Origin of the sequence: Rouxiella sp. S1S-2, from assembly GCF_009208105.1 — a bacterium.
Lineage (GTDB): Bacteria > Pseudomonadota > Gammaproteobacteria > Enterobacterales > Enterobacteriaceae > Rouxiella.
The window spans coordinates 1,498,367-1,510,748 of record NZ_WFKL01000001.1 but is presented as its reverse complement, the minus strand read 5'-3'; the positions used below and the strand labels follow the sequence as shown (position 1 = coordinate 1,510,748).

Genomic DNA, 12,382 nt, shown 5'->3' with positions numbered 1-12,382 from the left:
AGCTGACATCAGTCAGTGATTCGGGTAAACAGGCGAAGCTAACGCCGCAACAGCGTTAAGAGTGAAGGTAAAATGAAAAGGATCGTTGTTTTAGTTTCTGGCGATGGAAGCAACCTCCAGGCATTAATCGATTCCTGCCAGCAGGGAAGAGTTAACGCCACACTCAGTGCCGTTTTCAGTAATAAAGCGTCGGCCTATGGTCTTGAACGCGCGCAGGCGGCGGGTATTCCCGCTCATGCGTTAGACCCAAAGGCGTATGCCGATCGCGTTGCGTTTGACGCCGCTCTTATGGAAGAGATTGACGCCTATCAGCCCGACCTCGTGGTTCTTGCCGGGTATATGCGTATTCTCAGCCCAGACTTCGTGGATCGTTACGCGGGTCGCATGCTGAATATTCACCCTTCTCTGTTGCCGAAATACCCTGGGTTACACACCCACCAAAAGGCTATCGACAATAAAGATGCTGAACATGGCACCTCAGTGCACTTCGTCACTCAGGAGCTCGACGGCGGACCCGTTGTACTTCAGGCTAAAGTCCCTGTTTTTGAAGAAGATACCGCCGAAGATTTGAATGAGCGCGTGCAGACTCAAGAGCACAATATTTATCCTCTGGTGGTGAGCTGGTTCGTTGACGGACGCCTGGTTTTGCGCGACGGACAGCCGGTTCTCGACGGGAAAATCTTGCCTGCCGAAGGCCACGCCGCCGACTGATTATCTCGCTGACGCAGTGAATACTTTCTGGAAACCGGCTAAATGCCGGTTTTTTTATTTCCGAATCGCGTCGGCGCGCCCCGGTGTAATAAGTTTAAAAAATGCGCTATCATTGCAATCAAATTGCACAATGCAGTTTTTTAAACTAGTTAACCTAAAATAAATAGAACATTAAGGACCATCATGTTCAGCGCCAACCGCATCAGACTTCGCCCACTGGAAAAGGACGATCTGACGTTCGTACACCGCCTTGATAACAATGCTAACGTCATGCGTTACTGGTTCGAAGAACCTTACGAAGCCTACGTTGAGTTAGAAGATCTCTACGCCAAACACATCCATGACCAAAGCGAGCGCCGCTTTATTACTGAATTTCAGGGAACCCGTGTCGGTCTGGTTGAACTGGTTGAAATAAACCACATTCACCGCCGCGCTGAATTTCAGATAATCATCGACCCCAACCATCAGGGCCAGGGTTTTGCTAGCGAAGCCGCTCGTTTGGCGATGGATTACGCCTTTTCCGTCCTCAATTTGTACAAATTGTACCTGATTGTTGATAAGGAAAATGACAAGGCTATCCACATCTATCGCAAACTGGGCTTTGAAATGGAAGCCGAGCTTAGAAACGAATTCTTCGTTAACGGCGAATACCGCAGTGTGATCCGCATGTGCATTTTCCAACCGGAATTTTTAGTCCGCTACAAAACTAAAACCGCCGAAAGCCCTGCTATCGAAGCACTGGGCGCGGGCGTACTCTAAGTTATTCTGCTACCACTCTCTGACGGGTCCCAACATTTCCAAACAATATGGATTTATTGGGATTTATTGGACATTCTTGTCAATCTCTCGCAATAATGAAGGAAGATACTAGGCCCTCTCCCTGAAGGCAGCGCAGGCTGAAAAATGCGTCTTGATGGGCCAGGTTTCAGGCTAAATGAACGGAGTTAACATGGGTCAGGAAAAACTGTATATAGATAAAGAGTTGAGTTGGTTGTCCTTCAATGAGCGAGTACTGCAGGAGGCGGCTGACAAGAGTAACCCATTGATCGAACGTATGCGCTTTCTGGGGATTTATTCGAACAACCTTGATGAATTCTATAAGGTCCGTTTTGCCGACTTGAAGCGACGTATCCTGATCAGCGAGGAGCAGGGTTTTATCGGCGCATCACGCCATTTGCTAAAAAAGATCCAGGCAAAGGTGATGCGTATCGATCAGGAATTTGACAGCCTGTACAATGATTTGCTGTTAGAAATGGCCCGCAACCAAATATTTCTAATCAATGAGCGTCAGGTTTCAGAAAACCAGCAGGCCTGGCTGCGTCAGTATTTCAAGCATCACCTGCGCCAATTTATTACGCCGATTTTGGTCAATCAGGAAACGAACCTGGTTCAGTTTCTTAAGGATGACTACACCTATCTGGCGGTAGAAATCATTCGTGGCGAAAAAATAGACTATGCGCTGCTCGAAATCCCTTCCGACAAGGTTCCTCGCTTTGTGAACCTGCCGCCAGAAGCGCCGCGTCGCCGCAAGCCAATGATTCTTCTAGATAACATTCTACGTTACTGCCTCGACGACATCTTTAAGGGCTTCTTCGATTACGATTCGCTCAACGCCTATTCGATGAAAATGACCCGCGATGCCGAATATGACCTGGTCACAGAAATGGAGTCTAGCCTGCTGGAGCTGATGTCATCGAGCCTGAAGCAGCGTCTGACTGCTGAACCGGTGCGCTTTGTTTATCAACGCGATATGCCTGATGAAATGGTCGAACTGCTGCGCGAAAAGCTGGGTATTTCCAACTACGATTCCGTCATCCCCGGCGGGCGCTACCATAACTTTAAAGACTTTATTAATTTCCCGAACGTCGGCAAGGCCAATATGGTCAACCGCCCGATTGCGCGCCTTCGCCACCTGTGGTTTGACAATTTCCGCAACGGCTTCGCCGCTATTCGAAAGCAGGACGTTCTGCTTTACTACCCTTATTACACCTTCGAGCACGTGCTCGAACTGCTGCGTCAGGCAGCCTTCGATCCTAACGTGCTGTCGATTAAAATTAATATTTATCGCGTCGCCAAAGACTCGCGCATCATTGAATCGATGATCCATGCAGCGCACAACGGTAAAAAAGTCACCGTAGTGGTTGAGCTTCAGGCGCGATTTGACGAAGAGGCCAATATTCACTGGGCCAAACGACTGACCGAGGCCGGTGTACACGTTATTTTCTCCGCGCCGGGGCTTAAGATCCACGCCAAACTATTTCTTATCTCGCGCCGCGAAGATGATGAAATTGTCCGCTATGCTCATATTGGTACCGGCAATTTCAATGAGAAAACGGCCCGTCTGTACACCGATTATTCGTTACTGACCGCCGACTCCCGAATCACCAATGAAGTGCGTCGCGTGTTCAACTTCATTGAAAATCCTTACCGGCCGGTGACCTTTGAACACCTGATGGTGTCGCCACAAAATTCACGCAGCATGCTGTATGCGCTGATAGACCAGGAAATCGCCAACGCGCAGGCCGGCGAAAAGGCAGGGATTACCCTTAAAATAAACAACCTTGTTGATAAAGGACTGATCGACAGACTTTATGCCGCCTCCAGTTTCGGGGTCAAAATACGTCTATTGATCCGCGGCATGTGCTCACTGGTGCCCGATTTGGCAGGCGTCAGCGAAAACATTCAGGTCACCAGCATTGTCGACCGTTATCTTGAACATGACCGCGTTTATACATTTGAAAACAAAGGCGATACTAAGGTCTATCTGTCGTCAGCAGACTGGATGACGCGCAATATTGATTACCGAATCGAGGTGGCGGTTGCCCTGCTCGATCCGGTGATAAAACAGCGCGTGCTGGACCTGCTGGCGATACAGTTCAGTGACACGGTAAAAGCAAGAGTTATTGATAAAGAGCTCAGTAACCGTTATGTTCCACGCGGAAATCGTCGCAAGGTGCGCGCTCAGGTGGCGATCTATGACTATTTAAAAGCGTTTGAACTTAATAATCAAACACCACCTAAAGACCCTGCGTGATACTTTGGAGCATACAAACTCATGCCGTTAAACAGCTCAATGACTGCCAAACCACAGGAAATTGCCGCTATCGACCTTGGGTCAAACAGTTTTCATATGGTGATAGCCCGCGTCGTTAACGGCGCACTCCAGGTATTAGGCCGATTGAAGCAGCGCGTTCATCTGGCAGACGGTCTGGACAGTAATAGCAAACTGAGCGAAGAGGCCATTCAGCGCGGTCTTGACTGTCTTGCGCTGTTTGCTGAACGGCTACAGGGTTTCTCAGGTGAGAACGTGACTATTGTAGGCACTCACTCACTGCGTCAGGCGATTAATGCCGAAGAGTTTCTGCTGCGTGCTGCTGAAGTCATTCCCTATCCGATTGAGATTATTTCGGGTCAGGAAGAGGCGCGTCTGATTTTTATGGGCGTTGAGCACACTCAACCTGAGAAAGGCCGCAAACTGGTGATTGATATCGGCGGTGGCTCAACCGAACTGGTGATCGGTGAAGACTTCGAACCACTGCTGGCCGAAAGCCGCCGCATGGGCTGTGTGAGTTTTGCTCAGCTATTTTTCCGCGGTGGCGAAATCAGCCGCAGTAATTTTAAACGCGCCCGCCTGGCCGCCGCGCAAAAGCTCGAAACGCTGGCCTGGCAATATCGCCTGCAGGGCTGGCAGTATGCGCTCGGCGCCTCCGGAACAATAAAAGCTGCCCATGAAGTGCTGATTGAAATGGGTGAGAAAGACGGATTGATCACCGCCGAGCGTCTTGAGATGCTGGCCGATGAGGTCATGAAGTATAAAAACTTCTCCTCACTCAGTCTTCCGGGCCTTTCAGAAGACCGTCAGTCAGTGTTCGTGCCTGGATTAGCTATCCTGTGCGGCGTGTTTGACGCGCTGGCAATCAAAGAGCTGCGCCTGTCTGACGGTGCGCTGCGTGAAGGCGTGCTGTACGAAATGGAAGGTCGTTTTCGTCATCAGGATATTCGCAGCCGCACGGCAAAAAGCCTGGCCGATCACTATAATATCGACCGCGAGCAGGCCCGTAGGGTATTGGAAACCACCGAGACGCTGTACACCCAGTGGCTGGCGCAAAATGCGACACTGGCTCAGCCACAGCTTGAATCGCTGCTGAAGTGGGCCTCTATGCTGCATGAAGTGGGCCTGGGCATTAACCACAGCGGCATGCATCGTCATTCTGCCTACATTTTGCAGAACTCAAATTTGCCGGGCTTCACTCAGGAACAGCAAACGCTGCTGGCTACGCTGGTACGTTTTCAGCGTAAAGCGATTCGCTTGGATGATCTGCCGCGCCTTAACCTGTTCAAGAAAAAACATTACCTGCCACTTATCCAGCTGCTGCGCCTCGGCGCACTGTTGAACAATCAGCGTCAGGCCACCACGCAGCCTGAAAGTCTGCGACTGCATACCGACGACAACCACTGGACGCTGCGTTTCCCGGCAGGATTTATGGCGCAGAACAACTTGGTTCAACTGGATTTCGAACGCGAGCAAAATTACTGGAGTGACGTAACAGGCTGGAAACTGATGCTGGAAGAGGAAGAAGGCGAGCAAGAACAGTAGCGCCCTCTCATTTGCCATGCGCGCCCTTTTGCTTAGGAAGAGCGCGCATCGCCCCACCTCAAATGACACTGTAGATACCACAATGCGTAAAAAAAATAACATAAAGATGACGAAAATCGTTCTGACGATAAGCTTCATAATCTTGTTTGGACGTCTGATCTACGCCGCAATAGGGTCTTATTCCCATCATAAAAGTCAGAAACAGGCGCAGATTGAACAAAGTATGTCCTCAGCAACACAAGAAAATCCGTCAGATAAAACGCCTTAACCGTTATTCCGCCCTTATTTTAACGCGCCATTTTAGTTTCCAGATTGCAGAAGGACTCTGAATGTCAGCAGCAAAACCGCAGAACCATTCACAAAAACTGGCAGAATTACGCCATCATATTCTTGATTTACTGCTTAATAACGATGATTTAGCCGACAGCATTCTCGGTGAAAAGTCAGCAGAAAGCCGCAACACTCTTCTGATGGACCAAACCGCTGACCTCAGCGCCAGCGTAGCCAGCCTTCACGCCGCCGACCTTGCCGATATACTCGAAGCACTGCCCGAACGTCAGCGTCTGGCACTGTGGAGCCTGGTAGATACTTCGGCGCGCGGCAAGGCGCTGGTTGAAGTGTCAGAAACGGTTTGGGACAGCCTGATTGAGGAGATGAGCGACCGAGACCTGCTCAAGGCTATCGCTCTGCTAGACCTTGACGATCAGGTCTATCTGGCCGAGTACCTGCCGCGTGATTTGACCGGTCGCGTACTGACCTCACTTGAACCCCGCCTGCGCGACAAAGTGCGCGAGGTTATGAAGTTCGGTAAGACCTCGGTGGGCCGTATTATGGACTTCGAACTGTTGTCCATTCGTCCCGACGTCACGCTGGCCACCGTGCAGCGCTATCTGCGCTTTCGTAAAATCATTCCCAAAGGCAGCGATAAGCTGTTTGTCACCGACCGCAAAAACCTCTTGCTCGGTGAACTGCCCTTAACCACCGTACTGCTTAATGCGCCACAGAGGCGGGTAAGCGAGGTGATGAATGATGACCCAACCTGCTTCAGCCCCGATGATAAAGCCGACGATGCCGCCGGTGCGTTTGAGCGCTATGACCTGATAACCGCACCGGTAGTAGACTTAAAAGGCAAGCTGATGGGCCGACTGACGGTTGAGTCTATTGTCGATTTTGTTAACGAAGACTCTGATACCAACATCCGTCGCATGGGTGGCCTAAGCCCGGAAGAAGACATTTTCTCGCCGGTGACCAAGGCGGTGAAAAATCGTTGGGCGTGGCTGGCCATCAACCTGTGTACCGCCTTTGTCGCCTCGCGCGTTATTGGGCTATTTGAGCACACCATTTCCGAGTTGGTGGCACTGGCGGCGTTGATGCCCATTGTTGCCGGGATCGGCGGTAACACCGGTAACCAGACCATCACCATGATCGTTCGCGGGCTGGCGCTGCATCAAATTCAGCTCGGCAACCTGCCGTTTTTGCTGTTCAGAGAGCTTGGCGTGGCGCTGATTAATGGCCTCGTTTGGGGCGGCCTGATGGGGATTGTGACCTGGCTGCTTTACGGCAATATGGCGATGGGCGGTGTCATGACGCTGGCAATGGTGCTCAATCTGCTGGTCGCGGCACTGATGGGGGTGATTATTCCGTTAACGATGGTGCGGCTGGGGCGAGACCCGGCGCTGGGGGCGAGCGTAATGATTACGGCGCTGACCGACACCGGCGGATTCTTTATCTTTCTCGGTCTGGCCACCGTCTTCCTGCTGTAACGCTTTCTTGTTTCTACGCCATCCTGGCTACTGCAAGCCGCTCCCTGAAACTCAGGGAGCGATGTGGTGTACGCCAACATACTCGCAGCTAATTATCTCAATAACTTACCTGCGTGAATTAGCCGTGCGTTCTCATTCCGGCAGCAAACATCAAGATGTGAAACGCGCTGGCGACCACGAACAGAGCCAGTACGCTGCCGCCGTAGATAATCACCAACCAGGAAATCTTTTTCCAAAAAGAGACGTTTTTCGCCGGGACGGTTTTGTCGTCCATCTTTTGAATATTAATAATACTTTTCATTCAGCCCTCCAATCTTTTGAAAAAAGAGGGGCAGCGCGTTGCCCGCCCCTCTCGTCATCACGTCAACACGTTATCAGTGGTAACCCTGATCCGGCGTCACTTTCCCACGGAACACATAGTAGCTCCAGAAGGTGTAAACCAGAATGATGGGGATAATCACCAACGCGCCAACCAGAATAAAGCCCTGACTCTGCGGCGGGGACGATGCCTGCCAATACGTGATGGACGGTGGAATGATGTTTGGCCATACACTGATGCCCAAACCGCTGTAACCCAGGAACACCAGTGCCAGCGTGAGCAGGAACGGCGTGTAATGCGCATTGCGGTTTACCGCTTTCACCAACCAGAATGACACCAGCAGCACCAGAACAGGCACCGGCAGGAACCAGAACAGGTTAGGCCTGCTGAACCAGCGATGCGCGATGTCAGCGTGGGTCATTGGCGTCCAGATGCTGACGACAGCCAGCACGGCCAGCAGAGTGAACAGCAAAGGTTTCGCCATGTCGTGCATTTTTTGCTGCAGCGAGCCTTGGGTTTTCATGATAAGCCAGGTACAGCCAATCAACGCATAAGCCACGATCAGACCCAGACCGCAGAACACGGTGAATGGCGTCAGCCAATCCATCGGGCCACCGGCGTAAACGCGGTTAACAACCGGCATACCGTCGATGAAAGCACCCAGCACCACGCCCTGACAGAAGGTAGCCACCAGTGAACCCCAGATGAAGGATTTGTCCCAGATGTGACGCTTTTCTTCACTGGCCTTGAAACGGAATTCAAACGCCACGCCGCGGAAAATCAGGCCAAACAGCATGATGGTCAATGGCATCGCCAATGCATCAAGGATCACCGAGTAGGCCAGCGGGAACGCGCCATAAAGGCCCGCACCGCCCAGCACCAGCCAGGTTTCGTTACCGTCCCAAACGGGGGCGACGGTGTTCATCATCACATCACGATCTTCGCTCTTTTTAACGAACGGAAAGAGCAGACCAATACCTAAGTCGAAACCATCCATTACGACATACATCATGATGCCGAAAATGATAATGACGAACCAGATCAACGGCAAGTCGATACCCATTATTAGCTCCTGGAATCTAGTTTTTCATCTACTGCAGAAAGCGGACGCGATGGGGTACGTGTTTGACCCGGGCCACCGTGCTCGTGAGTTTCGCCTTCGTGTGCCTGAGGGCCTTTCTTAATCAGGCGCATCATGTAGGCATAGCCCACACCGAATACGGAACAGTAGATAACAATGAAGGCAATCAGCGTGATGCTCATGTGCACAACACCGTGCGCCGAAACCGCGTCTTTAGTACGCAGCAGACCATAAACAACCCACGGCTGACGACCCACTTCCGTCGTGAACCAGCCCGCCAGCAGTGCAATAAGACCCGACGGCCCCATCAGCAGCATAAAGCGCAGGAAGTTTTTGTTCTCATACATCGTACCGCGACGACGCAGCCACAGGCCCACGAAGCCTGACAGAATCATCAGCATGCCCAAACCGGCCATGATGCGGAATGACCAGAACACGACGGTCGAATCTGGACGGTCTTCTTTAGGGAAAGACTTAAGCGCCGGGATCTGCTTGGTCAGGCTGTGCGTCAGAATTAAGCTTCCGAGATCGGGAATTTCAATCTTGTACTTGGTCTCTTCGGCGTCCATGTCTGGCCAACCGACCAACACCAACGGCGTAGGTTTGTTGTCCAGGTTTTCCCAGTGGCCTTCAATCGCAGCAATCTTGGCAGGCTCATACTTCAGGGTGTTCAGACCGTGCGCATCACCCAGGAATGCCTGGATTGGAGAGACGATCAGCGCCATCCACATGGCCATCGAGAACATTTTGCGGGTCGCCGCCGTGTTGTTTCCGCGCAGCAAGTGGTATGCCGCGGCAGAAGCCACAAAGAACGCCGAGGCCAGGAATGCGGCCACGCTCATGTGCATGAGACGGAACGGGAACGACGGGTTGAAGATAACTTTCAACCAGTCAACCGGCACAATCAGACCGTTTACGATGCTGTAACCCTGTGGGGTATGCATCCAGCTGTTTGAGGCCAGGATCCAGAAGGTTGAGAAGATAGTTCCCAGGGCCACCATACAGGTAGAGAAAAAGTGCAGGCCAGGACCAACACGATTCCAGCCAAACAGCATGACACCCAGGAAGCCGGCTTCGAGGAAGAATGCGGTCAGTACTTCATAGGTCAACAGGGGACCCGTAATAGCACCGGCGAAATCAGAGAAGCCGCTCCAGTTAGTACCGAATTGGTAAGCCATAACCAGACCAGAGACGACGCCCATACCGAAGTTTACGGCGAAGACCTTGGACCAGAAATGATAAAGATCACGATAGGCATCTTGTTTTGTTTTCAGCCAGAGCCCTTCGAGCACAGCCAGAAAACTCGCCAAACCTATGGTGATAGCCGGGAAAATAATGTGAAACGACACTGTAAAGGCGAACTGGGTCCTTGCAAGATCCAGTGCAGTTAAGCCAAACATGGCATTACCTCAGATTGCATAGAAAGTTTCATATGACAGACAGTCAGTTTGTTCGAAAAAAAAGTCGCAGGCGTCCTGAAGCAAAAAAAGCAACACGTTACCCAATGACTAAAATAAAAATAAATATATTCTTGGTAGAAAATCCTTTGTAGAAAACCTTTTATGGTCCACTACGGATTCAACACGATGTCTGTAAGTGTAAACGCAGGTGTTAATTAAAAAGGTGGAGCGCGGGGTTGAGACTCCGACAGTTTAAATATACTAAACAGCGGAGAATCGAAATGTTCTCTGGGTAGGACAGAACTCAGTTTACCCGACCAATGAAGCATAACATTTCCCACATTGATTATAGTCAACTGGTCAATTAATGCGCAATGCGAGCAAGATAAATCTTCGTGCACCGAGACATCATTCGCCGACGCGTTCAGCTGCATCTGCATGCGGCCAAGTTGGTCTGAGATTGATGACTGATGGTCCTTGATGCCTGTCGCAATGACTCGGTTTGCCCCCGACACAAAGCTCGCCACCGAGTTCGTCGTTGCAGACGACTCTGCAGTACCCATACTAAAGTGTTCCAGCGATCGCGAGATAGCAGGAGCAAGCAGTAACATGAGTATCGCGAAGATACCCCACCACGCGGGTGAGAAACTTCGTGAAGAGTTGATCAAGATTAAAGACACGTTCAGCCTAATGAAGTAGAGAAATTTCGATTCGCATGAATTGTACGTGTATTTCTTTAAAATGTTAAAAAACTTTCGGCCACTTTGTGCGGTTTTTTGATTTCAAATTCTGTCGATGTAAATAGGATTTCATTTATTTAATAACTGTATCCTTATGGACACCATGGGATAACATTTATTATCAACAAATTTAACAATTGATTATTATGGTTTCCAATTAGGGTTATTCCAAATAAGTAACGTCGCGTAACTTCTCCACGGTTTCCAAATTTGAGCATAGCGATTTATTGTCGCCGGCGTCATATTTGGAAATCTTTGCTTAATTAAATAGTCACTGTGCAGAAAAATATCCCTTTCTCCCCACGCACGCATTGCGACGTAGTTTGCCGTCCAGGCACCAATGCCGGGCATCGCCACTAATTGTCTGATGCCCTGCTCAACATCGCGGATGCTGTAAAGAGGCAGCTCGCCGTTTTGCACCGCCTTGGCGATACCAATCAGGCAAGCAGCGCGCTTGGACTGAACACCGATAGCGCGCAGGTCCTCAACGCTGAGTGCGGCAATGCGCTGTGGCGTAGGAAACAACCGAGTCAGGCTGGCAAACGGCGTGACTATCGGCTCACCGCACAGCGAGGCAAGTCGGGCGCAAAAAGTGGCGGCCATCTTAATGCTCACCAGTTGGCCGAGAATAGCGCGCACGGTAAGCTCAAAACTGTCGATACAGCCCGGCAGCCGCAGTCCCGCGTCGTCGTCGGCCAAGGGGCCAAGTGTTTGTGCAATCTCCTGCGGATTGGCATCCAAATCCAGTAAATTATTGACCCGCTTTTTAACCTCTTCACGATGTGGCGCCAGCGAAGCAGAAATCTCAAGCTCCACGGCGTGCTTATCCTTAAGAGGTCGCCAGCAAATCCAGCCGCTTACTGCGCTCTTCCCCTGCCCCACCGTCAGCGTGCGCCGATAGACAATCTGGGTTGAATCACCGTCGGCATCTGCCGCGCTTTCAAAATGCTCAATGCCCGCCAGTGCCCTCGCCCCGAGAAACGCAGCCATCCAGCTCCAGTCATACGGAGGCATATAAGGAAGAAGATGTTTTGTCGTTTGCACGCAGGCAGTTCCTCAATAAGTTGTATAATGACTCTGTTACGGAAAGAGCGATGGGAAAATAATGCAGATTATTGAATGTAGCATAAGGGATGTGAAAGCAGGACAGAACGTCAGAGTAATGATGCCCTCCAACGTTTACGGCTGCACCTTAGGGGATGAGGTTTTCGTCGGCCCGTTTGTCGAGATACAAAAAGGCTGCATTATTGGACGCGGCAGTAAAATACAGTCGCACTCTTTTTTATGCGAAAACGTCACACTGGGCGAAAACTGCTTTATTGGGCACGGCGTCACCTTTGCCAACGATTTGTTTAAAAGTGGTACACCTGACGCCAATGCGGAAAATTGGCTGAGAATCGTTCTGGGCGATAACGTCACCCTCGGTAGCGGGGCCACCATCCTCACTGACACGATTTGCAGCGGTGTCGTCATCGGTGCGGGCAGCGTTGTGGTGAAACCCATTACGCTTAAAGGTGTTTATGTCGGTAATCCGGCGCGGTGGGTCAGAGAGTTGTAATATCGCCGCGTCTTCATAGGCAGACATGGCGATAATAAAGGGTAAAATACGTAGAAACAGACTTTTTTATCCCTGCCAACGTTGATAAGGTCATCCCTTCTATTTTCATTTACTCCACTCGGGGAAAAGCGCCATGCGTTTTCTATTTTTCACAGGGGAGTAAGATTTCATTGCTCTTTACCCGATAAGTTAAATGTTCGCAGTATCGCGAAG

General features: G+C 50.8%; 11 protein-coding genes. 6 read left to right on the top strand and 5 right to left on the bottom strand.

Annotation, left to right across the window (positions count from 1 at the left end; all coding sequences use genetic code 11):
- The first annotated feature begins 72 nt into the window (after positions 1-72).
- From purN to mgtE, 5 genes are all read left to right on the top strand, one after another.
- Positions 73-711, top strand: a complete 639-nt coding sequence (gene purN, locus GA565_RS06950) for a phosphoribosylglycinamide formyltransferase (RefSeq protein WP_152197880.1) — start codon at positions 73-75, stop codon at positions 709-711.
- Positions 712-894: 183 nt separating this feature from the next.
- Complete coding sequence (speG, locus tag GA565_RS06945; protein ID WP_152197879.1) at positions 895-1,470, top strand: spermidine N1-acetyltransferase; 576 nt, start codon at positions 895-897, stop codon at positions 1,468-1,470.
- A gap of 190 nt (positions 1,471-1,660) precedes the next feature.
- A complete protein-coding gene (gene ppk1, locus GA565_RS06940) occupies positions 1,661-3,745 on the top strand; it encodes a polyphosphate kinase 1 (protein ID WP_152197878.1) in 2,085 nt (694 codons plus the stop codon).
- Between the two features lie 21 nt (positions 3,746-3,766).
- Positions 3,767-5,308: an exopolyphosphatase gene (gene ppx, locus GA565_RS06935; RefSeq protein WP_055781766.1), complete on the top strand. Its 1,542-nt coding sequence runs from the start codon at positions 3,767-3,769 to the stop codon at positions 5,306-5,308.
- A 329-nt stretch (positions 5,309-5,637) separates the two neighbouring features.
- Entirely contained in the window at positions 5,638-7,071 is a 1,434-nt protein-coding gene (gene mgtE / locus GA565_RS06925; RefSeq protein ID WP_152197876.1) for a magnesium transporter, read from the top strand.
- Between the two features lie 118 nt (positions 7,072-7,189).
- On the opposite strand, the gene GA565_RS06920 is transcribed toward mgtE, so the two are convergent.
- The 5 genes from GA565_RS06920 to alkA all read right to left on the bottom strand — a co-directional run bounded on the left by GA565_RS06920 (position 7,190) and on the right by alkA (position 11,655).
- Positions 7,190-7,345, bottom strand: coding sequence for a DUF2474 domain-containing protein (locus tag GA565_RS06920; protein WP_139804148.1), 156 nt, complete (start codon positions 7,343-7,345; stop codon positions 7,190-7,192).
- Positions 7,346-7,445: 100 nt separating this feature from the next.
- Positions 7,446-8,453: a cytochrome d ubiquinol oxidase subunit II gene (gene cydB, locus GA565_RS06915; protein ID WP_152197875.1), complete on the bottom strand. Its 1,008-nt coding sequence runs from the start codon at positions 8,451-8,453 to the stop codon at positions 7,446-7,448.
- A gap of 2 nt (positions 8,454-8,455) precedes the next feature.
- Positions 8,456-9,871 (bottom strand): cytochrome ubiquinol oxidase subunit I, encoded by a 1,416-nt coding sequence (locus GA565_RS06910; protein WP_055781753.1) that lies wholly within the window; start codon positions 9,869-9,871, stop codon positions 8,456-8,458.
- Positions 9,872-10,086: 215 nt separating this feature from the next.
- Positions 10,087-10,482, bottom strand: a complete 396-nt coding sequence (locus tag GA565_RS06905) for a hypothetical protein (protein ID WP_152197874.1) — start codon at positions 10,480-10,482, stop codon at positions 10,087-10,089.
- Between the two features lie 273 nt (positions 10,483-10,755).
- Complete coding sequence (gene alkA, locus GA565_RS06900) at positions 10,756-11,655, bottom strand: DNA-3-methyladenine glycosylase 2 (RefSeq protein ID WP_226950921.1); 900 nt, start codon at positions 11,653-11,655, stop codon at positions 10,756-10,758.
- Between the two features lie 61 nt (positions 11,656-11,716).
- On the opposite strand from alkA, the gene GA565_RS06895 reads away from it, so the two are divergent.
- Positions 11,717-12,169, top strand: a complete 453-nt coding sequence (locus tag GA565_RS06895; protein ID WP_152197873.1) for an acyltransferase — start codon at positions 11,717-11,719, stop codon at positions 12,167-12,169.
- Positions 12,170-12,382: the final 213 nt, after the last annotated feature.